The following is a 23,749-nucleotide window of genomic DNA, read 5'->3' on the forward strand; positions in this document are numbered from 1 at the left end:
GTAAGGTTCGGTTAAGTTTCTGAGGTATGTGAGTCCGCTAAACCATGGAAAACATGCTTTTTACTGAAAATAAGGGCCTCTCAGTCCGCCTAGAGTTTTAAGCGGACTGAGAGGCCGTTATTTGGCAAAAAACCGTGGTATTGGTGGGTTTCGCGGACTGAGAGGCCGTTAATTGCCAAAAAGCCAGCCAAAAACAGCCTGTTTAGAGCAAATAACGGCCTGTGAGTCCGCTAAACCATGGAAATCGTGTCGTTTACTGAAAATAAGAGCCTCTCAGTCCGCCTAGAGTTTTTAGGGGACTGAGAGGCCGTTAATTGCCAAAAAGCCAGCCAAAAACAGCCTGTTTAGAGCAAATAACGGCCTGTGAGTCCGCTAAACCATAGAAATCGTGTCGTTTACTGAAAATAAGGGCCTCTCAGTCCGCCTAGAGTTTTTAGCGGACAGAGAGGCCGTTATTTGGCAAAAAACCGTGGTATTGGTGTGTTTCGCGGACTGAGAGGCCGTTAATTGCCAAAAAGCCAGCCAAAAACAGCCTGTTTAGAGCAAATAACGGCCTGTGAGTCCGCTTAACCATGGAAATCGTGTCGTTTACTGAAAATAAGAGCCTCTCAGTCCGCCTAGAGTTTTAAGCGGACAGAGAGGCCGTTATTTGGCAAAAAACCGTGGTATTGGTGTGTTTCGCGGACTGAGAGGCCGTTAATTGCCAAAAAGCCAGCCAAAAACAGTCCATTTAGAACGAATAACGGCCTGTGAGTCCGCTAAACCATAGAAATCGTGTCGTTTACTGAAAATAAGGGCCTGTGAGTCCGCTAAACCATGGAAATCAGGCTTCTCAGCTTTTTTACGCTTCTTCTATTAATTGCACCAGTGATTCATACGTTTGAGCACCCATGACGCCTTTGTTTCCGGCAATGTAGCACGGGATTCCTGTTACGCCAATTTGCTGTGCTTCTTCTGTGTCCTCGATTACTCTTTGTTGGTAACGTCGAGTTTCAAGTGCATCACGGAATGAGGCTTGATCTAGCCCGATTTTTCCTGCAATTTCGACTAACGTATCGATATCATTGATCGCTTTATCTTGTTGGAAATGTGCACGGAACATCGCATCGTGATACTCATTTCCTAGGCCATGCTGTTCCGCAAACTTTGCTCCCTCTAGTGCGTGGCGAGAATGTTTGCTTTGCTCGTTCCATTTCATCTCAATGCCATATTGCTCGGACATTCGTGCAACATTAGCCTTTGCCTGTTCCATGTATCCTGGCGGTTTAGGTGGGAGTTCTACACCCTCTGGCCTTAATTCAAAAGCTTTCCATTCAACTTCCACATCGTGTTCCTTGGCCACCTGGTCAAGCGGGATTTTCCCGATAAAGCAAAATGGTCATAAAAAGTCTGAGAATACAGTAATTTTTTTTGTCATTTTATGTCCTCCTCGTTAAAAGCATCCATCAGGGCCGCAAGCCATCCCTTGTTCAAAGGAAATTGTCGGCTGTTTGCTTTGTTCCTCGTCAATTACTTTGGCTATGTCGGGGGCGTCGTGTAATCCTCTCAATGTTTGATCCCCAATAATCATGGTAGGAACAGCGGTAATGTTTGCTTCGTTAGCGGCATGTTCAAGTACTGCTTGATGCGCCTGTTTATATTTTCTTTCTTCCAATACGCTTCTATATTTTTCTTTATCTAAACCAATCTCACCAGCAAGATTCGTTAGAATTTCAATGTCACCAATATTCTGATGTTCCTGAAAAAATGCTTGGAACATTCGGTGATTGTATGCTTCGGCTTTACCGTTTTCTTTGGCAAACTGGAATCCTTCAAATGCTAAATGTGTATAAGGTTGTGGCGAAACGTTTGGTAGCACGATATCGACCTCAAACTTTTTAGCAAGTGGATAAACGGATGTTTGCCAGGTGTTCTGTAAATATTCACCTTCTGGCTTTAATGTTTCGTTTGGATAGGGCCGTAGTTCAAATGGCATCCACTCTATCTGGACGTCTTTCCCTTTGATTGCTTCCTGCAGCGGCTTTTCTGCTATAAAGCAAAAAGGACAGACATAATCTGAATAAACTTTTATCGATACGGTCAATCTTTTCACCTCCTGCTAGACCAATTAGAGCACATGATGATCATTTTTGACAAAAAAATTGCTCATTTAAAGATAGGATGCCTAGCTATATAGTGTGTAATTACCTAGTTAATTTTTAAATGGTTTTAGGGTTTTAGACCCCCACCTCTAAGCGAAGCGTAGGTGGGAATTTCCAATCAGGTGGAGTCGAGACTCCATCTGATTCCCCGATGTTTCAGCTTGCTGAAACGAGTTCGCTCTTCAGCCTGATTCAATGAGTAGAACGACTGGCTCTCCCAATACCAAAAATTTCTCTTCCTATTAAATAGACTATTATACATATAACCGATACAATAGTAGAAAATGGCCTCAGATCATTCGTCATATTTCGAGTGGTGACCACCACAGGCATGGGGAGTTGAAGCAATGTGTTTAAGCGCGTAAAAGAAGCAACTTATCTTACGGCTGAGAAGGCGTGGAGCTATCGAGCAATTTTACGTTATTTCTATATACAGCATGAGAGAATGCGAGAGTTCTTATTTTCAGAAGAAATTTATGACTATTTGCGTCAATTTGATGCGTTTCAAGAGTACACCGAGGATGCCTTACATCAGGATCTCGATGCACTTGAAAAATGGGGCAATGTTATTGCTCGACAAGAACTCGGTAAATCTAAAACGATTGAAGAATTTAAAAAAAGGCGATTTCGATATCAATGCACCCCCTATACGGTAGAATTCGAGCGTATGCTAGTGGGTCTTGAGCGTATTGGAGAAAATTTTGGTGGTTCACTTGAAAGGACACAGTTTGAGCGTTTGTACCAATCTTTATTAAAAATAGAGGAAACGATCCAACCAGATAGCAGTGAATCAGACGAGGAATGTGCACAAATATGGGAAGATGTAACGACATATTTCCGTCAAATCATTAAAAATACGGCGGATTATATGGCCTATATTAATAGTGAAGAAGTAGAAGAGCGAATGCAGACGGAAGCTTTTCTCGTATATAAAGATCAATTTACAACATATCTACGTGACTTTATCATTGCATTGCAAGGGACTGCGCTTCAGATTCAAGATTTATTATTAGGGATTACGAAAGAACAGCGACAGCTATTTTTTGAAAAAGTGATCCGTCATCAAGGCCAGACGTTTCGGTTTGAAGAGATCAAAGAAGATCCACTAGAAGACTTGGACGGTACATGGATGAGCCTAATGGCATGGTTTCTCGGTAATGAACATGGTGAGAGTGAATATGAGATGCTGCAACAACGGACAAATGAGACGATTCGACGGATTACAAGGGTGGTACAACGTTTAGGCGAGCGCCATCAGCACTTTCGCAGCAGAAAAAAAGATTACTTGCATTTAGCTAAATGGTTCGACAGTATGGAGTCGGTTGATGAGGCACACGAGCTCTCTTCCGTAGCGTTTGGTGTATTCCATACGAGACACTTTTTTATTGATCATATACCGACAGATGATATTTATGTTGACGTATGGGATGAACAACCAATGGAACATCAAACAAAGCCGCGAATTATCAAATATAAAGAGAAAACACGAGCTGGCGCAATCCAAAGTAATCAGGTCAAAAAGGAAAAAATGATGCAAAAACACTTAGAAGAAAAGCGAAGAGAAAAGAAACTGATTGAGCAATACATCGTTGAGAATGAAATTAAGGTGGAACAGTTACCCGTGATAGAGGCACATGTCAGAAAGCTTCTTTTGTCATGGATCGGAAAGGCGATGGCGAGAAAAGATCGAACCATTAAAACAGAACTTGGCAGAAAAGTGAAGGTGGAGTTAGAGAAAGACAGAGTTATACTTCACGCTGAGGATGGCGTGCTTGATATGCCGAAAGCAACATTCCAATTCCTCGAAGAAGAGGTGAGGCAGTAATGGAACAAACAACCTTTGATGAAAAAACACAGGATGCACTTAGTGTGTTGTTTGAGCAGTTTTGGGTGCTTCGTTCAGAAGATCCAGCAATGTATCAGCTTATACGTGAACGTGAAAATAGATTAAAGCGCTATGTTTCTGAGAAATTTGGGTTTGACTTAATTGTGCATCAACACTTTATCAAACTAGAAAAAATCCCAGTCGATCCTAAGCCTTGGATGGGAATTCAGGATTTTGCTGATCCAATGGACTACGCGATATTTTGTTGTGGACTTGCTTTTACAGAAAGGCGTTCTGTCGACGAACAGTTTTTGCTTTCGAATATTGCCGAGGAAATAATGGAAATGTATCCTGGCGAGTTTCCGCTTGATTGGACAAATTACAAGCAACGTAAATCTCTTGTTCGAGCGTTAAAAAAGATGGTCGAGCTGCACATCATTAAGAACGTCGACGGAGACATTGATATGTTTGTGGCAAATGATGAGCAAGAAGTACTATATGAAGTAACGGTATATGCTCGTTATTTTATGCGATCATATCCAGATGATTTGTTTATGTATCAAACAACGAGAGAAATATTGGATACTGAGTGGAAACGACACGAGGCAGATACTAGACGAAAAAGGGTGTATCGTAAGCTAATGTTTTCTCCTGTGGTACACAGGGAAACCGAGGATGATCCAGATTTTGCATACATTCGAAAGTACCGAAATCGGATGCGCGATGACTTGGAAGAGCACACCCCGCTTCGTCTTGAAGTGTTCAAAAATGCGGCTTTTCTCGTTATGGAAGAGCGAAAACAACTATATACACTTTTTCCTGATCAAAAAGCAATAATGGACATTGCGCTTCATTTTGCTCGTTTTCTTCGTGACACGATGAATCAATACGACCGTAATGTATTAGGTGAGATTAAAATGACGAGTGCCGATTTTATTCAGTTAATAACGAGATTGAAGGATCAATATGGTCATGGCTGGAGCAAGCAATATCGTGACTTGACCAGTAAACGTGTATCGGAAGAGCTATTACAGCTTTTGAAAGAGTGGGAACTTGTAGTGGTGGAACCCGACACGGGGATGCTTGTAATTAAATCTGCGCTAGGCAGAGTATCTGGACATTATCCAACTGATTATGTTTTGGAGGAGGATGGCAAATGATGAAAGCTGATAAATGGAAAATGAATCGGGCAGGATTACTCAATTTCTGGTATTACGATGATGAAATATTTTCCTTTGCGGATGGTAAACTACTACTAAGAGGAAGTAATGGTTCTGGAAAATCAGTAACGATGCAAAGTTTGTTACCTGTTCTCCTTGATGGAAAAAAGTCACCTGATCGTTTAGATCCCTTTGGTTCGAAAGCAAGAAGAATGGAAGATTATCTACTTGGGGAAAAGGAAATTGTGAATCGTGATGAGCGTACTGGCTACATTTTTATGGAATTTAAACGGGCACAAACCGAGCAATATTTGACGATCGGAATTGGGCTTCAAGCAAAACGCAATAAACAAATGAAATTCTGGGGCTTTGTGATAACGGATAATCGCAGGATTGGACACGATTTTGAGCTATATAAAAATGAACAGAACCTAGGAGAAAAACAGCGAATTCCTCGGTCACGTATCGAGCTTGAAAATGCAATCGGCGAGGGTGGCCATGTCGTTCAAACGCAGACAGATTATATGAAAATGGTAAACAAGTATTTGTTTGGATTTGAATCATTGGATGCCTATGATGATTTGATCAAGCTGTTAATCCAGCTCCGTAGTCCAAAGCTTTCTAAGGATTTTAAACCAACCGTTATTTACGAAATACTTGAAGCGGCGTTACCTCCATTATCAGATGACGACCTACGCCACCTTTCAGACACAATTGAACAAATGGATCAGACCAAGCAGCAGATTGAACAGCTAGAGCGTGAACTGCATGCAGTTGAGCAGTTGAATCGTGTGTACCATACGTACAATCAACGGTTGTTAGCGGATCAAGCGAATGAACTTCTCCAAGCGGACAAACGTGTAAAAAAGGCTGAACAAAGGCATCAAGAAATCGTTACAAATCAAAACGACCTTAAAACGACGATTGCCAAACTTCAAGGTGAAATTCGTGAGTTAACTCAAAATAAATGGACATACGAAAAACAAAAGGAACGACTGCAATCCCATAAAGTGTGGAATTTAGAATCGGAGAAAAAGGAAGAACAAGCCAAGCTGCATCAACTGGATTTGGAAAAAGAGAAAAAGGATGCTCAGCTCGAACAGCGACGCCGGAAGGAATATGCGTTATTAGAGGAAAAAGGTACGTTAGAGGAAAAGATAGATAATGAAAAGGAGACACTAGAGGATCAACTGCTTGATATGCGTAATGATGCCGAAGAGTCCTCTTTTCAACAGCACACACTAAATGAACAGGATTTTCAGCGACACCATGAAACGAATTTTGACTTTTCCATTTGGAGAAAAGAAACACAGCAGTATGTTAAAATCCTTGAACAGATCGATCTTGATTTTCAAAAGTTTGATGCATTAAAGGCAAAGTATCAAGAAAAAGATAAAGAGCTAGCAAGTGAGAACAAAAAGCTAGACGACGCAACACATGAAAAACAACAATGGAGTCGCTTACTGGAAGAGGATAAAGAAAAGAAAATTAATGAGATTTTTGCCTGGGTAGAGGGTTCGGAATGGTTAACGGTAAAGGATGATGTTTTGCAAGAGGCGGCCCGTGCGATCCATTCGTTATACGAACCGACAAGCTATGAATCGGTAGTAACACCATTTCGCAATGTGACAATGCAGTTTGAACAGGATCAACGACAGCACATTTCGCATCAGCGATTCCAGTTAGATCAGCTTAAAGAACAAATGGAATCACAAGAAAAGCAGTTGGCAGAATGGAAGACGAAAAAGGATCCCGAGCCTGACATGGATCCTGCTACAAAGGAAGCGCGTCAGCAACTGTTAGAGACTGGTGCGGCGTTTGTTCCTTTTTATGCAGCAGTTGAATTTCAAGACCATGTCTCACCAGATATCCGTAAAAGATTAGAGGCAGCAATTATTGATAGTAGGTTATTAGATGCACTGATTACACCTGAAACCATCTCGATTCAGCATGACCGCTTGCTCGTTCCAAATCCGAACATGATGGCACATACACTTGCCGACTATTTAAAACCAGATTTGGAATTGGATGGACAGGTACCTGCTAGTCTTGTGGACGAAGTATTGCAAAGCATTATGATAGCAGATGATGAGACGTCTACTTTTTCAATAAGTGAAAGTGGACAGTATCAAATGGGACTAATAAAAGGCCATGCAATCCCAGTAGAGGACGTCCGTTTTATTGGAAGAAATGCAAGGAAACGCTATCGTCTGGAGCAAATCGCAAAAATCGAAGCTGAATTGCAGGATTTAATCGTTGAAAAAGAGCGGGTGCAAACAGTAATCGACTCACTTGAGGAAGCAATTAAGCTTGCTAAAAATGATTTGGCTCAATTTCCGATCGATGATGATTTACGGGAAAGCTTTCGACATATAGAAAAATTACGGGTAACGATTGAACAACACAATGAACATATTCAGCAATTGTCGGAGCAAACCAAGATGATTTATGATGATTATCAACAAGTAAAACGTTCGATAGAAGAACAAACACGACCATTTTCAATAGAAATGTCTCGTGAGGCATACTGGCAAGCAAAAGAAACAATGAAGCGATACGAAAAAGATTTATATGCTCTTGAGGCAGCACACATCAAATATGTCAATGCCCTCCAACGTATGCAGGATATTGGTGCAAGATTACAGGATATAGTTGAAGAAGTAAACGAAATTCAAGGTGAGCTAAATGTTGTCCATGATCGTGCCAGTCAGACAAAGAAAAACCTTGAACAGATCGAAATGCAACTTGAAAAGGAGGGCGCTCTCGATATCCGAAGGCAAATTTCTGAGGTACAACAAATGCTGGAATCGATTGGGCAGGATTTAAAGGAGAAGGAAACGTCCTTACCTAAAAAAGAATCCGATTTGACACATGGTCAAACGAACTTAGAGGAACAGCAGCACCAATTAGATTTTTGGAGAAATATGCGCCAAGTATGGCATGACTCTTTTGAAAAGGAGTTACACTACCGTTTTGTGATAAATGATGAGTCAGATCTTGATATATCTTCAAGAGCTCGTGATGTCATGAAAGAATACGGTGATTTGCTAAAGAATAAAGATAGCAGCCAAATTGCTGGACAAGTAACACAAGAATTTTACAAACAGCAAAGCGATTTAATGGAATACAGAATGAGGATGTTTGAAGCACCCTCAGCCGTTCCAAGTTGGATGGAAACGGTGACCGATGACAACCAAGCACCTTTTATCGAACAATGGAAACAGAAGGTGAGTCGCAGAGTAATCGAATTGGATTATCAAGGAAAGAAAGTGAGCCCGTACACGGTTCAACAAGAGGTGGAAAGCGAGCAAACACGCCAAGAGAGCCTATTAGATGAACAGGATCAAGCTTTATATGAGGAAATTTTGTTTAAGTCTGTTGGTACGAAACTTCGCAGCAGAATCCGCCGTGCTGAGCAATGGGCAGAGAAAATGAACGGCTTGATGGAATCGAGGGATACATCGTCAGGCTTGTCGTTTTCAATTAAGTGGAAGCCTCGCACTGCTGATTCCGATGAAGAAATGGATACAGTTGATTTAGTTCGTCTGTTAAAACAGGATGCAAAGCTGTTAAAAGAAGAGGATTTGGAGAGAATTACGATTCATTTCCGGTCTAAAATTGCTAAGGCAAAGGAAATCATGGGAAATCAATACGAAGTACACACGTTGTTACAAGTTTTAAAAGAGGTGTTGGACTATCGGAAGTGGTTTTCGTTTGTCTTATCCTATCGTAGAGAAGGCGAGCCAAAGCGTGAGCTGACAAACAATGCGTTTTACAAGTTTAGTGGTGGGGAAAAAGCAATGGCCATGTATATACCACTCTTTACAGCTTGTTATTCACGGTACCAGGAAGCAGACGATGCGGCACCACATATCATTTCACTTGATGAGGCATTTGCTGGAGTCGATGAAAATAATATTCGGGAAATGTTTGAGGTTGTCGAGCATCTGGGCTTTGACTATATTATGAATTCTCAAGTATTGTGGGGCGACTATGATACGATTTCTGAGCTAGCAATCTGTGAGCTCATCCGCCCTAAAAATGCCGATTATGTTAGTGTGATTCGCTATCATTGGGATGGCAATCGTATCGACTTTGAATTGCCAGAGGAATCAAAAGCAACGGATGTTCCCGTATAGAGAAGGTAGGTTCGGTATTATGTTGAAAGAAGCTCTTGCTTATTTTGGTGATGACTCAGGTTATCACCGTCTTTTTTCTTTGTTTAAAAAGAAATATGAATCGCTCGGCCGGATTGGTGGTACGGTAAAGGTTGCCGATTTTAAAGACAAGGAGTTAAGTGCTGTTGCTCGTTTTTTTGGTGTGTCCTCAGATGAACTTCGGGACAAAGGGAAAGTTTCGCTTGAACAGTTTGAACAACAACTGCAACGTACAAGGTTTGAGGGGATTGGATTAAAGGAATTGCTAGAAGCCTATTTTAAAAAACCTTTCATTTCAAATAAGGAAGCGAAAGAACAAAAAAACAAGAAATTATTTATGTTGTTGGATCGTTTAAAAGAGGATCATCCATTCCTTTCTTTTTGGTTTGCGCATTTGCAACAAAAAACAGCTGACACGTATTGGATTTATCGACTAATAGACGATGATGAACAGATGTTTATCCATGCAGTAAAGCAACTCCACGCAGGAATTTGTGGGCTGAAGGATAACTATGAACGGCTTCCGATATACAGCCAACGGATTGCAGGAAATCCACATGCGTTTGACCGAAACACAACACTTGGAAAACTATTGATACATGTGCTAGCTGTCGATCGAAATCGAACGCTCGGTGTTCAGGTAACGGTGCCTACAGATAGTGAAGCAATTAATGATTTGCTACTGGAATTCAAGCTATTGCGTGATGACATTACCAACTTTGTAACGTGCGTTAACATTATCGGCGAAACAAGTAACGGGATTCACCCTATGTGGGCGGCTGCTTCAAAATCATCCAGTGTGTTAAACATGCCACTTAGGGAGTTAATTCCGCTTGAAAGAGCGTACCCAGCTAGAGGCAAGTGTGTGTGGATCGTTGAAAATTCTGGAGTGTACTCAAGTATTTTGGACCAGGTTCCAAATGCTCCTTTGATTTGTACGCATGGTCAATTTAAGCTTGCCGCTTTATGGTTAATGGATCGTTTGGTTAAGAGCGGCTGTATGCTCCATTATGCAGGTGACTTTGATCCTGAAGGTCTAGGGATGGCCACTCGGCTGTTAGGTCGATACCCTGAGCACGTCAAGCTATGGAGGATGGACATTACTTCGTATCGAAAAGCCGTAACAGACGTCTTCATTAATGAAGAGCGGCTCAACAAGCTTAGTTCCATTGATACTTCTGAATTGGTAGCAGTTAGAGAAGAAATGAAAAAGAGTGGCAGAGCGGGATATCAAGAATCCTTGGTGACTGACATGGTGACCGACTTACTGGTAGAATGCGCTAATTAACTATTCGAATGGATATTGATAGGATAGACACGCACTAATAGAAAAATGTCCTTTTAGGAATGGAAAGTCATACATCGGAATGTTGTCACAACATAAAGATTAGGAGATCGCATTATATTTATTTTTTTTACTGTTCATACTGATAAAAACCAAGTGAAAAGTTGAAAGGAAGTTAAAGGGTGAAAACAGAAAAAAAAGAATTTGTCATTATAGGATTAGGTAGATTCGGGGGGAGCTTATGTAAAGAGTTAACGGATACTGGGATAGAGGTTCTAGCAATAGATAAAAACAGAGAGCTGGTACAAGAGTATGCATCTATTGCAAGCCATGCTGTAGTAGTTGATGCCATTGATGAGGGTTCTCTTAATTCACTTGGTATTCGAAACTTTGATTGCGCAATTATTAGTTTAGGGGATGATTTGGAATCCAGTATCTTGGCTACTCTATTATTAAAAGAAATGGGAATGAAGCAAATTTGGGTCAAAGCCCGCAATGAAAATCATCAAAAAGTGTTAGAACGGATTGGAGCCGATAGAATCATTCATCCAGAACGGGATATGGCAAAGCGAATTGCGCATCATATCGTTTCTGACAAAATTGTTGATTATATAGAGTTGTCAAAAAATCATAGTATTGTTGAGGTGGTTGCTAGTGATAAGATTGCCGGTAAGAACATCAATGATATACATATATATGAGGAGTACAATTGCAATATTATTGCTGTTAAGAAAAATGAACACCATTTGATAATGCTCCCATCACCAAATGAGAAAATTGTAGAAGGTGACATTTTAATATTGATGGGGGAAAATAGTGATCTTAATCGGCTAGAGGTTGAAGGTGTATAGATGACTATGATCTTTTAAAGAAAAGGAAAACAACAGATATTAGTCTACATACGGAAATTTATTTGATTATAGAGGATGTTCAAAAATCACCAAATTGATAAGTTGTGCATCTCTTCGTTGAAAAGGGGGTATAACAAAATGAAATGGAGTCGAAAAAGTATTAACTTATCTCCTTATCAACTATTAATTTTAGTCTTTCTTGCTTGTATATTGTTAGGATCAGTATTTCTAAAATTACCACAGGCTACTACAGAATCAATAAGTTGGATTGATTCTGTATTTACTGCCACATCGGCCATGACTGTAACAGGTTTAATTGTTGTAGATACCCCCCAAACCTTTACCGTATTTGGGGAAGTAGTAATATTATCATTGATTCAACTTGGCGGGTTAGGGATTATGTCTTTTGCCGTTCTCATCTATATTATGTTAGGGAGAAAAATTGGTTTAAAAGAACGTATTGTCATTCAGCAAGCTCTTAATCAAACCTCTCTGGGTGGAGTGGTCAAATTAGTTAAAAATTTATTTGTTTTTTCCTTGATCATTGAATTACTAGGTCTCTTGTTGTTAGCGACTAGATGGGTGCCTATATATGGATGGGAAAAAGGGCTTTATTACAGTCTCTTTCATTCCGTCTCAGCCTTTAATAATGCAGGATTCGCACTTTGGTCAGATAGTTTAACGCAATATGTAGGAGACCCCATTATTAATATTAGTATTAGCCTCTTATTTATAGTTGGAGGTATTGGATTTACTGTACTTATGGATGTTTGGAAAAAACATAACTTTAAACAGTTAAGTCTTCATTCGAAAATGATGCTGTTTGGTACATTTATAACTAGCATTGTAGCAATGTTTTTCGTTTTTGTTTTAGAATACGATAATCCTAATACCTTGGGAGAATTAACACTACCGAATAAACTCTGGGCCTCATATTTTCAAGGGGTGGTTCCTAGGACTGCGGGGTTTAACACCATAGATATTACGAGTCTCAATGAATCTACAGCATTTTTTATTATCATTTTGATGTTTATAGGGGCAGGTAGTGCCTCTACAGGTGGTGGAATTAAACTAACAACTTTTATGGTAATAGTCTTTGGGGTTATATCCTTTCTTAAAGGACAATCAGAGGTGGTAATTTCAAATAGATCCCTTTCCAACACAATTGTGTATCGCTCTCTAGCAATATCTAGCATTGGTATGTTATTCATTATAATAGCAATCCTTATAATAAATATTACAGAGAATACCACATTTTTAGTAGCAACTTTTGAAGTTATTTCTGCCTTTGGAACTGTTGGATTATCGATGGGATTAACCTTCTCTTTAACTTTTGTCGGGAAAATTGTGATCATTTTCATCATGTTTTTAGGTAAAATTGGCCCATTGACACTTGTCTTTTCTTTAGCACAACCTAAAAAGAAACAAATAAGGTTTCCGAATGAAGATGTCTTAACAGGATGATGTATCACACTAATTATCCTCTACATTGGATGGTATTACCAACCTTGTAACGTGCGTTCACATGATCTGGGAAAGAGCGGTTCAACAAGCTTAGATGCTCTAATTTAATTTTTAAATCAAAAAGAACTAATGTTCGATTAGTCGAGGAATCTATGATATAATAGACACAGACTAATAGAAAAAATGTTCTTTTAGGAATGGTGAAGACAATGAAAGTCATACTAGCAGAAAAACCTTCTGTTGCAAAAAATATTGCAGATGCATTGAAAATAAAAGAAAAGAAGGATGGCTACTTTGAAGGAAATGGCTACCTTATTACTTGGGCGTTTGGTCATCTGTTACAGCTTTACGATGCAAAGGATTATGACGCGAAAATGGCAAGATGGAAGATGGATCATTTTCCTTTTATTCCTACTGATTTTCAATACAAAGTAAAAAGTGATCCAAAGAACAGAGACAATGCAGACTATGGTGCACAAAAGCAATTAAAAACGATTGCCTTTTTGATGAAAAGAAAAGATGTGGTTCAAATTATTTCCGCTTGTGACTATGATCGTGAAGGACAACTAATAGGGGATAGTATCATCAATCAAATAAATCCTAAAAAACCAGTCTATCGCTTACTACTCAATGAGTGGACACCAGATGAGGTACTACAGGGAATTAAAAATAGGAAGTCTAATCAGGAAATGAAACCCCTTCAGGATGCAGGTATGAGTAGACAATGGGCCGATTGGGTGATCGGCATTAACCTTACCTCTGTTGCAACACTGAAATTTCAAACAGGTAAGGGGAAGGCACTCAACATTGGCAGAGTTCTTCTGCCAACCCTAAAGATCATCTATGACAGGGACAAAGAAATAAAACAGTTTGTACCAGAAGACTACTTTAAATTGGCAGCAACTTTTCAAACGAGAGATCACCAAACATATGAGGGAACCTATTTTCAAAACAAACAGGAAAAATTTAAGACGAAGGATACGCTAGATTCCATAAAACTTGCAATCGATAATAAATCAGCAACCATTTTGGAAAAACAAGTAGAACAAAAAAAAGAATTCCCACCTTTTTTGTTTAACCTTTCTAACTTACAAGGATATATCACGAATAAATATAAGGGATGGACATCAGATAAGGTGTTAAAGGTAGCACAAACCCTTTATGAAAAGAAATTCATCACATACCCAAGAACGGCTAGTACGGCTTTAGATGAGAGCATAGTTGGAAAAACAGCAAAAGTATTAAAAGTGCTTTCAGAGGATCTTCCGTATAAGGACGAAATTGTGTTTAAAAAGTTGAAAAGAGTGTTTAATAATGCCAAGGTGGAAAGTCATAGTGCTATTATTCCAACATATGTGAAACCAAGCCGATTAACACCTGATCAAGAGCTCGTCTATAATGCAATTAAAAACCGGTTTATTATGCAGTTCATGCCAGTAGCAGAAAATGAAGAGACTGTTCTAGTTACAAAATTAGATGATCAAGATGTTCAAGGCTTTTTCCAAACAAAAGGTAAAGTGCAGCTTGTCGAAGGATGGAAAAAGGTAGAGAAAATGAAAACAAAAGACGTTATTCTACCACTTGTTCATAAACAAGACCCTGTCCAGGTCGTTGATTCAAAAATATCCTCTCACGTAACGAAACCTCCAAAGCATCATACAGAGAAAACCTTACTTCGAGTAATGGAAACGTGTGGAAAACATTTGAAACAGGATGAGAATGAGGAAGACATGGACGAGATATTAGCGGGCTTTAGTATTGGGACACCAGCAACAAGAGCAGAAACGATCAAAAAATTAAAGGATATCGGGTATATTACAAGCCAACAAAAAAATCTCTTGTGCACAGAGCTAGGTGTAAAGTTAGTTGAAACTTTCCCAATTACCGACTTATTTGATCTTGAATTTACTGGAAGGCTCGAAAAATCTCTGTTTGATATGGAAAAAGATCAGGTTACAAAGGATTCATTTTTAAGTTTTATTTTTCATTTTACTAGAACGTCAGTAGAGAAGATAAAAGGCGAAGCAGATACTGTAATAAACAAAGTGGAATCGGAAAGTAAATCAAACGAAGTGTTAGGTAAATGTCCTATTTGTGGAGGGAACGTTATAGAAGGGTATAAAGGATTTGGCTGTAGTAATTGGAAAAGCGGCTGTAAATTTATAATATGGAAAAACGATAAATTTTTAGCAACAATGAGAAAAAAACCAACGAAAACGATGGTCAAAGCACTGTTATCAAACAAAGTTGCTTTTGTAAAAGGACTAACAAGCAAAAAGGGAAAGAAGTTCAATGCTTATTTGAGATATGAAAAAAATCCAGATCATGCATACTTTAGCTGGAAAATGGAGTTTAAGAAGTAGCCCCAGAGACATTTAGGGATAAGGAAAAGCCCAGTTTCTCTGTTTAAGACAGAGAAACTGGGCTTTCTAAATAATTGTTATCCACCACTAATGTCTAAATAGTAAGCGCCTTTCCCTCGATAGCTGTATATTTCTACAACGTAGTCATCAATACTCTTTGGTACGAATGATACATTTTCCTGCCTCTCTGTTGTATAGGAATAGTCAACTAAATAGCCATTTGAATCGTACACATAAAGGTCAAAATCACTCGTTTCATTATCTAAAATTAATGTCAGTGAAACTGGATAATCGAGTGATTCAACACGATATTGATAAAGATCTCGATCTCTTGTTGATTGTAAGCGTCCATTTATTTGAGTGTGATTAGGGGTTGCTGGGAGATTTCCTCTTTGATTTCCTGCATTCATTATAGCTTTATACGCTTGTAATCTTCCTGCACCGTAATCAATATCTTTGCTTTCCTTGCCCCAGTCCTCTGAACTTTCAAGTACATTATTTTTAATTTCTTCAGGACTTAATGAAGGGTTTGACTCAAGCATTAATGCAATCGTCCCCGCTATGAATGGGGTTGCCATACTTGTTCCGCTGTATGTCACGTAGTCGTTATACGAATTCGCTTGTGCAGCTGTAATGCGATACCCTGGTCCAGAAATTAGTTTATTTTATTTTTTCTTTAAGTTTACCAATAGTTTTTATTTGTTTCATTTCTTCTGGGGATAGTTGATTTTCTACATCAGTAATCTGTTCTAAAGTAGTTCCGTCTTTTACTTTGAATTTTCCTTGATACGCTCCTACCGGAACATATCCACCTTCTAATTGAGGGCCATCAAATTCTTCTAGAAAGAGAAGTACATGTTCGTTAATTTTTAATGTATCTACTCCATTCAATTTCATATTAACTTTAGGAAGTTTTTTTCCGTCTCTACCAATTGGAGAGTAAACACCACCCGTTTCAATAACTTTAATCGTATCTTTTGTTTTTCCTTCTAGCAAATTAGATTTAACTTTTACTTCTGAAATAGTGAAAGGCATTTCACCATGCACAATTGTTTCCTGTGATTTAACTCTTCCCTCTACCACTAAATCAGCTTTACTTAAAAGATCTTCTAGAGTTGCAAAATAATTAGTTAATTCAGCTGTTGCTTCTATAGTTTGCACTTCTGAAGCTTCTTTTTTAGTTTCTGTGTTAGGTGTTACGGTTTTATTATCAATGGTTTCTGCATTATTAAAAATAAAAAGAGTAATGACCAACACCATTGTTATTAAAGATATTCCAAATATTTTTTCCCTTGTCATTTTTATTTTATCCTTTCTTTTAATATAAATATCTTACGCCATTGGCATCATTATCTGAAACTACTTTTGTGGTTCTGTCCCTGTTTTTATACATAATATTACTTTTAAAGCTAGAATGAGCTAGACCTAACGCATGTCCCATTTCATGTCTAATAGTTGCACGAATATCAGAATTTTCATCATTATATAGAGTTGAATCATTCAATCTGCAACGCGCCCAAAGATAGTCTTCATCAGGAGCATTGCCACCGTTTATTAAACCAGTACTACCAGAATAAAAATCAGCATTTCCATTCCAACCTATATTACTTCCATAATTATCCACATAGAACTCAATATTAGAATAACCACGATAAGAAGTCTTAGTAAAATATACATCAGTAGAATCTGAAGATGTGGAATTAACGGAATAATTCCAATCACTAACAGCAGTTCTTACCAACGAGCTATAGTCTTTTCCATCAAATGTGTCAGCATTAAGCCAATATTCTTGATTATAGACTCCTTTTTCAAGTTTAGCGTTATTGTCCCAGTACACATAAGCATCCACGTTGAGTGGTGGGAAAAATACTAATGACAATATTATAGCCACTAGCATCATAAATGGAATTTTCAGTTTAGTCATAATTTATACCTCCTTGTACATTTAGTAATATGGTAAGTATAAACTATAAAACTATAAAATTATAAAATTCAAAAAATTGATTATTTTATAATTTTACTCTTACAATTAAATTGATTTAAGTGCAATTTACAGTTAAGATTTATAATATTTTTAGTCAACTAACTACTAATAATAAGTAGCATCCCTGTAATGAACGAAATTGTCAATGCGCGTTGACATCGAAATTGAAAATACCATCGAGGACTTAAATGAATACGCAAAATAACGTTAATTACATCACAAGCATTAGTCATAGGCATTGATATTGTACACGCACAGGGTGATTTAGGCATTGAATTTGGAAAGACACTATTTTTTTACAATAGTATCACAGCTCTCAAAGAATAATTGATTTGGTATCAAAATATACAAAAAGAGACATAGAAAATTCATGTGAATATGTTGTTGAAACAATGAACAATGGGGCATTACGAGAATTATAATCCAGCAAAGGAGCATATCAGAAAAATCAACTTAATGGGTATGCAAGACGAAGGAATGTATATATGGGGGGTGAGTGATTATTAGTGATGTAAAAAACTAAATAATCACGGTTATACATTTTTCCAAACCAATCCAGTTTGGAAGATAGGATGGTACTACTATGTAAAAATTGAATGTATTCAAATTTTAAAGGTATCAACTATTAGATTATATTTTTATAATACGTAAGTATCATCTGGGAAAAATAAAACTTTATTGAGGGAGGATATTTTTATGAAGTTTTTCAAGTTAACAATTTTTCTCATAGTTGTATCTTTACTTTTAATTGGTTGTACAGAGTCTTCAGACGAAATTAAAATTGAAGGGCTAAAATTAGATACAGTAATATCGTCAATTAAAGAACAGGGAATTCAATTAGAATTAATATCACAAGAAAATAATTCAGGTGATAGTATTTTTCAAGAAAAATTAAATGGAATAGAACCGACTACTTATAGTACTTCTTCAGGAAGGTTGTATATTTATGTTTTTCCATCCGAGGGTTCATTAGAAGAAGGTATCAGACAGTTCGAACAAAAAACTGCAGATCTGGAGTTAATTTTACATGGTCAATACCAAGTAAAGAATATCTTAATATTTTATCACGATTTAGAAGCTAATAATAACAAAGAACGTTTCAGAAAAATAGATAATAAAATAAGGCAAGCAGTTTCTGTTTTAAAAAATTATGATAAAGAGGAGGCACCATGACCATTTTAATTTACAAATGCGAGGTCTAACTCCACCGTCTTTAGACGGTATCAGCTTTTAGCCTTATCTTTATTCGTCCATATTTAAGGTGTGAGGTGAAATTATGGACGGATATAGGAAAAGTAGCCATACAGTACATGACATCAAGTATCACGTGATTTGGGTAACAAAGTATAGATATAAGGTATTACGAGGTCAAATGGCAATAAGAGTAAGAGAACTAATTAGGCAAGGTTGTGAAGCCAAAGGGATCACAATATTACAGGGTAGTGTTGGGAAGGATCACATTCATTTATTGTTATCATGCCCACCAAGCGTGGCTCCGAGTAAAATATTGCAATATCTAAAAGGAAGATCATCCAGATTACTTCAGGAAGAATTCCCAGAGCTCAAGAAACGTTTTTGGGGTAGCACCCAGTTTCTCTGTTTAAGACAGAGAAACTGGGCTTTCTACATAATTGTTATCCACCACTAATGTCTAAATAGTAAGCGCCTTTCCCTCGATAGCTGTATATTTCTACAACGTAGTCATCAATACTCTTTGGTACGAATGATACATTTTCCTGCCTCTCTGTTGTATAGGAATAGTCAACTAAATAGCCATTTGAATCGTACACATAAAGGTCAAAATCACTCGTTTCATTATCTAAAATTAATGTCAGTGAAACTGGATAATCGAGTGATTCAACACGATATTGATAAAGATCTCGATCTCTTGTTGATTGTAAGCGTCCATTTATTTGAGTGTGATTAGGGGTTGCTGGGAGATTTTCTCTTTGATTTCCTGCATTCATTATAGCTTTATACGCTTGTAATCTTCCTGCACCGTAATCAATATCTTTGCTTTCCTTGCCCCAGTCCTCTGAACTTTCAAGTACATTATTTTTAATTTCTTCAGGACTTAATGAAGGGTTTGACTCAAGCATTAATGCAATCGTCCCCGCTATGAATGGGGTTGCCATACTTGTTCCGCTGTATGTCGCGTAGTCGTTATACGAATTCGCTTGTGCAGCTGTAATGCGATACCCTGGTCCAGAAATATCTGGTTTTCTTCGCTCATCTTCAGTGGGACCCCGTGATGAAAAATCGTTTTGGAAAAATCCTCTTTCTCCGACGTCCGCCATGGAACCGACTGTGATTGCTTTTTGTGCCGCACCTGGTGATCCAATCGTATATTTCTCGGGTCCTTGGTTTCCAGCTGCTACTGTAACAGCGATGCCCCGATCGACTGCAGCATTTACAATTTGAGATAACGCATCAGTACCATCTGAACTACCACTTGAGCCGAAACTTAGATTCGCAATTTGCACACCATATTGATCCTTATGATCGATTAGCCACTCCATCCCTTGAATAATTTGCGTGATCGATCCTGACCCATTTGCATCTAATACTTTAATACCAACCAGTTTTGCTTCTGGTGCAACCCCCTTATAACGATAATTGGCATCCCCAGTTCCTGCAGCTATACTTGCTACATGGGTACCGTGTCCCTGATCGTCGTAAGGTGAGTCATTCCTATTAACAAAATCTTTCCAGCCAATTACTTTATTTTCATCTAAGTCTAAATGATCGTTATCAATACCAGTGTCTACGATAGCAATTGTAACGCCTGATCCAGTAAGGTTAAAATCCTCACGTGCTGCTTCTGTTCCAAACCATTTATTTGCTGTGTCTAGATTTATATCGATCCGAATATTTTCTTCAATTGAGTAAACTTGGGGATGCTGACTTAGTTTAATTATTTGATTTGCTGTTAAAGTTGCTGCTATCGCATCAATATGGGTGAAAACATGGCTTACTGTAATGGCACTCCCAAGAGCCTTTTGTAGCTTCTGTTTATCTTTTTTTAGTTCATCATTTAGTTGGATAATGACTTCAAAGGAATGATGACCGTCTGATTGATTGATTTTATCTTCTAGGTGCATATGAATTGTATTTTTACTAGACTTTTTCGGTTCATTGAATGAGTGATACGAGTGGCTCTTTTTAACAGATTTTAAATGATCTGCAGTATTAAAGGCTAACGAAGGATGTTGTCCTTCTATTCGATTCAATTTCAAAAAAAATCCCTCCTCTATTTCTAAAGCGACAACCTAAAAATTGCGATGATTATCTACAATCCTCCCTTCCACAAAGTCTAATAATGTTCTATGAAAGGAAAGCTAAGCTTGTATACGCAGTAATCTAAATAGAGGGAAAAATAAGAAATGAATCTAATGAACGCTTAAGACTCTATAAGTTTTTGAATTATGTTTAACGCGTTGTATTTTTAAGGAATACTATAAATGAAAAGGTAAAAAAGCTATAAAAAACAAAATAGTACTAGATTACCAGAATATAATCCAATCCATTGGGCATAATGTATATAAAGAAGTAATAATATTGTAATGAAATTGAAACATTTAAGTGTATAAATACGTCTATTTTAATAGATGGAGAGGAAAGGGTGTTAATCTTGAAATCATCTATGTTTGTTACTTTTATTTTAACCGTTTTGTTCATTTCTGGTTGTGGGTTGAAGGAAGAAGGTGGGAATAATAGGGCTTCTAATACAGTATCTGCCGCTGAGAACGTCGTAAATCTTGACTCAGACATTTCACAGTCCGATGCGATGGCTCCTCTTTTGACTTCCATAGATCAACCGATTGATCAAAAAGCAGAGAATGTTGTGGAAACTATATTTTTGAACCTGCTAGAAAAGTATAATAATATGATGCAACGTGTGGAACCAAAAGTGAACTATCAGCAATTTTCAAAGGAGTACGTAGGTTATAAGATGAAGTCAATTGAAACGAAAGAGCAGTTTTATGACATATTCTCTGATTTTATGTCTGAGGAAGCAACAAAGACGGTGTGGAAAGATGGAATAAATCAAGGTGACGAGGGCGTTTATTTGGTTCCAATGGATGGACAACCTAAATTTGACAAAAATAACCCATATCAAATTACAAAAATAAATGATGAAACATATGAGTTGGATTCTTTACACAAAAGTGAATTACACGGGATATTGAAAATGAATGTTACTTTTGAAAAAATAGATACATCTTGGGTCATCTCCCGAATTGCATATAACCGTAGTTGAAAAGGGCACTATATTGGTGCCTTTTTTTAATGAAATAAGTAAGTTTGCTGCCATTTACTTTTAGTTTAACATAAAGAAGTTTATCTATACTCAAATGCATTGATCATGTAGAATCTCCCTTTATTCACAGGATTGTCCGATTAATTTTCTACATGGATTTATTGTGATCGGAGAAAGTAAGAAGGTAAGACAAAAAAAGGGGGAAAAGTCATGGACAATAAACAAGGAATGTGGGTACCACTATTAGCATCTGTTGGTGTTGGCGCAGCAGCTTATTATAGCATGACAAGAGGACAAGGCATAGGCAAAATAATGCAACAAGCGATTCCTTTTGCTTCAAGTATGGGTAATACGTCGGCACAAAGTCAACAGTCCCAGCAACCTACCAGCACCTATCAAACGAATCAGTTACAATAGATCAAAGCATTTGGCGTCAATTAACAGGATGTCAGTAAAACAGGAGCCGTTCAATGAACGACTCCTGTTTTTCGTACGAAATCCACCTTTAATTAGAATAGGTAATAGGCTTTAGGTGAAAATTATGAAAAGTAAAATAAGAGAGGATGTTTCTATTGAGTGAAGAACAGCGAAAGCTTTTTGAGGAAGTTAATATGCTTCAAGAACGTTTAACACAAGATCAAATGGAATATTGGCAAGTATATTCTAACATTGATACATGGCAATTTTGGATCGTCTTATTCATGCTTTTGTTACCATTAGTTGTGCTGTATTATACAATTGATAGGAGAAGGATGTTCCATCTTGGTTTCTATGGCTTCAATGTTCACGCATGGTTTGCCTATACGGATATTGTAGGTGTTCAAAATGGCTGGTGGAATTATCCATATCAGATCCTTGCTGTATTGCCCTCCAGTTTTTCTTTAGATGCCTCTTTAGTACCTGTATCATTTATGTTAATTTACCAGTGGACTCTAAACCATAATAAGAATTTCCACCTATATTCAATACTGTTAGCTATTATTTATTCATTTGCAATAAAACCATTTTTAACAAGTATTGGTTTGTTTGAATTAGGAGATGGTGTTAGCTACTTCCACCTTTTAATTGGATATCTGGGAATTTACTTGTTTGCATGGGTCATTACAAAGATATTTTTAAAAATGAACAAAGCAAATGTAGAATCAATGTAAAAGAAAATTTGATTGTAGAGGATGTTCAAAAATAAACAAAATGGCTACAGTAGGGTATAGTGAACTACTCCCACCACTTACCACCCTTGCGGGTTGCTTGAAGTGGGGCTTCTTGGGTAATCGCCACTTTTGGTAGCTGACAAAATTGACCAAGCTAACCCTCTTGTTCCAAGAGTTCATATTGTCTTTAGGCAGTTGCTAATAAGCGAATGCCTTCTTTTTTGATGTTTAGTGCTGAATTGTAATCTCTATCAAGATTTAGTCCACATAAACAAACATACATCCTAATATTCATAGGCATTGGTTGAGTATTTCCACAATTCGAGCAAGTTTTAGTAGATGGAAACCATTTGTCTATTTTGACAAGTTGTTTCCCTTGTCCTTTTAGTTTGTACTGTAAGAAAGAAGTGAACATTCCCCACCCATTATCAGCTATGCTTTTGCCGAATTTAAGTGCTTGTGACATTCCTTTCATGTCTAAATCCTCAATTACAATAGCATCAAAGTTAGACACTAACTCCGTTGATTTATGGTGAAGAAAGTTCTTACGTTGATTGGCTACTTTCTCTTGAATTTTAGCTACTCGAATTCGTTGTTTATTCCAATTGGAAGAGCCTTTCTTTTTACGGGAAAGTTTACGTTGTTCTTTTGCTAATTTCTCAAGCATTTGTCGATAATACTTGGGGTAATTGGCTTTCTCACCCTCGCTATCGACAAACAACCCATCCATCGCAAAGTCTAACCCTACAACGTCTTGAATTTCTTTAGCTTCGATCTCCTTCTCACACTCTGTAAGAATAGAAATATAGTATTTTCCTGATGCAGTCATAGATAGGGTACAGGATTTCATTTTGCATTCCAAAGGTATTTCTCTGTGTTGTTTGATTTTAACCTTTTTCAGTTTAGGTAATTTGATATGACCATCGAACAATTCAATATTTCCATTGACGAGATTTGTTGTGTAACTTTGTTTATGTCGTTTACTTTTGAATTTTGGAAACTTAGCGTTACCTTTGAAAAAGGCTTTATATGCCTTATCTAAGTTCAGTTGAGCGTTCGCTAATGCCAAGGAGTCCACTTCTTTTAGCCATTCGAATTCTTTTTTGT

The 23,749-nt window shown here is 37.7% G+C and carries 18 protein-coding genes and 1 pseudogene; 12 read left to right on the forward strand and 7 right to left on the reverse strand.

Translation table 11 applies throughout. From position 1 onward, the window contains the following. Positions 1-841: 841 nt before the first annotated feature. A complete protein-coding gene (locus NC797_RS06700; RefSeq protein ID WP_272436015.1) occupies positions 842-1,366 on the reverse strand; it encodes a DsbA family oxidoreductase in 525 nt (174 codons plus the stop codon). A 66-nt stretch (positions 1,367-1,432) separates the two neighbouring features. Continuing rightward, positions 1,433-2,083, reverse strand: a complete 651-nt coding sequence (locus NC797_RS06705; protein WP_272435994.1) for a DsbA family oxidoreductase — start codon at positions 2,081-2,083, stop codon at positions 1,433-1,435. A 407-nt stretch (positions 2,084-2,490) separates the two neighbouring features. On the opposite strand from NC797_RS06705, the gene NC797_RS06710 reads away from it, so the two are divergent. The 7 genes from NC797_RS06710 (at position 2,491) to NC797_RS06740 (ending at position 15,246) form a co-directional block, all read left to right on the forward strand. Beyond that, the gene (locus tag NC797_RS06710; RefSeq protein ID WP_272435995.1) at positions 2,491-3,966 is read left to right on the forward strand and encodes a TIGR02677 family protein; all 1,476 of its coding nucleotides are present in this window, start codon (positions 2,491-2,493) and stop codon (positions 3,964-3,966) included. Further along, on the forward strand, positions 3,966-5,126 hold the full coding sequence (locus NC797_RS06715; RefSeq protein WP_272435996.1) for a TIGR02678 family protein: 1,161 nt from the start codon (positions 3,966-3,968) through the stop codon (positions 5,124-5,126). Before NC797_RS06710 ends, NC797_RS06715 begins: the two co-directional genes overlap by 1 nt. Beyond that, positions 5,123-9,265: a TIGR02680 family protein gene (locus NC797_RS06720; protein ID WP_272435997.1), complete on the forward strand. Its 4,143-nt coding sequence runs from the start codon at positions 5,123-5,125 to the stop codon at positions 9,263-9,265. Before NC797_RS06715 ends, NC797_RS06720 begins: the two co-directional genes overlap by 4 nt. Before the next feature lie 19 nt (positions 9,266-9,284). Next, entirely contained in the window at positions 9,285-10,571 is a 1,287-nt protein-coding gene (locus tag NC797_RS06725) for a TIGR02679 family protein (protein WP_272435998.1), read from the forward strand. A 179-nt stretch (positions 10,572-10,750) separates the two neighbouring features. Further along, a complete protein-coding gene (locus NC797_RS06730; RefSeq protein ID WP_272435999.1) occupies positions 10,751-11,419 on the forward strand; it encodes a potassium channel family protein in 669 nt (222 codons plus the stop codon). Between the two features lie 138 nt (positions 11,420-11,557). Next, on the forward strand, positions 11,558-12,883 hold the full coding sequence (locus tag NC797_RS06735; protein ID WP_272436000.1) for a TrkH family potassium uptake protein: 1,326 nt from the start codon (positions 11,558-11,560) through the stop codon (positions 12,881-12,883). Between the two features lie 209 nt (positions 12,884-13,092). Further along, on the forward strand, positions 13,093-15,246 hold the full coding sequence (locus NC797_RS06740) for a type IA DNA topoisomerase (RefSeq protein WP_272436001.1): 2,154 nt from the start codon (positions 13,093-13,095) through the stop codon (positions 15,244-15,246). 77 nt (positions 15,247-15,323) lie between these two features. On the opposite strand, the gene NC797_RS06745 is transcribed toward NC797_RS06740, so the two are convergent. From NC797_RS06745 to NC797_RS06755, 3 genes are read right to left on the reverse strand one after another with little or no spacing between them, the layout of a single operon-like run. Continuing rightward, a complete protein-coding gene (locus NC797_RS06745; RefSeq protein WP_334313219.1) occupies positions 15,324-15,902 on the reverse strand; it encodes a S8 family serine peptidase in 579 nt (192 codons plus the stop codon). A gap of 4 nt (positions 15,903-15,906) precedes the next feature. After that, on the reverse strand, positions 15,907-16,545 hold the full coding sequence (locus NC797_RS06750; protein WP_272436002.1) for a cytochrome D1 domain-containing protein: 639 nt from the start codon (positions 16,543-16,545) through the stop codon (positions 15,907-15,909). Positions 16,546-16,564: 19 nt separating this feature from the next. Further along, positions 16,565-17,170 carry a matrixin family metalloprotease gene (locus NC797_RS06755; RefSeq protein ID WP_272436003.1) on the reverse strand — a complete coding sequence of 202 codons (606 nt, stop codon included), beginning with the start codon at positions 17,168-17,170 and terminating at the stop codon, positions 16,565-16,567. A gap of 756 nt (positions 17,171-17,926) precedes the next feature. On the opposite strand from NC797_RS06755, the gene NC797_RS06760 reads away from it, so the two are divergent. Both NC797_RS06760 and tnpA read left to right on the forward strand, forming a co-directional pair. After that, positions 17,927-18,403 (forward strand): hypothetical protein, encoded by a 477-nt coding sequence (locus tag NC797_RS06760; protein WP_272436004.1) that lies wholly within the window; start codon positions 17,927-17,929, stop codon positions 18,401-18,403. Between the two features lie 103 nt (positions 18,404-18,506). Further along, positions 18,507-18,812, forward strand: a pseudogene (tnpA, locus tag NC797_RS06765) (IS200/IS605 family transposase); the annotation flags it as partial. A gap of 52 nt (positions 18,813-18,864) precedes the next feature. On the opposite strand, the gene NC797_RS06770 reads toward tnpA, so the two are convergent. After that, entirely contained in the window at positions 18,865-20,466 is a 1,602-nt protein-coding gene (locus NC797_RS06770) for a S8 family peptidase (protein ID WP_272436005.1), read from the reverse strand. Between the two features lie 386 nt (positions 20,467-20,852). Between NC797_RS06770 and NC797_RS06775 the strand changes: the two genes are divergently transcribed. The 3 genes from NC797_RS06775 to NC797_RS06785 all read left to right on the forward strand — a co-directional run bounded on the left by NC797_RS06775 (position 20,853) and on the right by NC797_RS06785 (position 22,642). Continuing rightward, positions 20,853-21,491: a hypothetical protein gene (locus NC797_RS06775; RefSeq protein ID WP_272436006.1), complete on the forward strand. Its 639-nt coding sequence runs from the start codon at positions 20,853-20,855 to the stop codon at positions 21,489-21,491. 210 nt (positions 21,492-21,701) lie between these two features. Continuing rightward, positions 21,702-21,908 (forward strand): hypothetical protein, encoded by a 207-nt coding sequence (locus NC797_RS06780; protein WP_272436007.1) that lies wholly within the window; start codon positions 21,702-21,704, stop codon positions 21,906-21,908. A gap of 155 nt (positions 21,909-22,063) precedes the next feature. Then, entirely contained in the window at positions 22,064-22,642 is a 579-nt protein-coding gene (locus NC797_RS06785) for a CBO0543 family protein (RefSeq protein ID WP_272436008.1), read from the forward strand. A 187-nt stretch (positions 22,643-22,829) separates the two neighbouring features. Here the strand turns inward: NC797_RS06785 and NC797_RS06790 are convergent. Continuing rightward, a partial coding sequence (locus tag NC797_RS06790; RefSeq protein WP_272436009.1) for a transposase occupies positions 22,830-23,749 on the reverse strand: 920 nt, incomplete at its 5' end.

It is taken from the genome of Terrihalobacillus insolitus (assembly GCF_028416575.1).
GTDB classification, from domain to species: domain Bacteria; phylum Bacillota; class Bacilli; order Bacillales; family Amphibacillaceae; genus Terrihalobacillus; species Terrihalobacillus insolitus.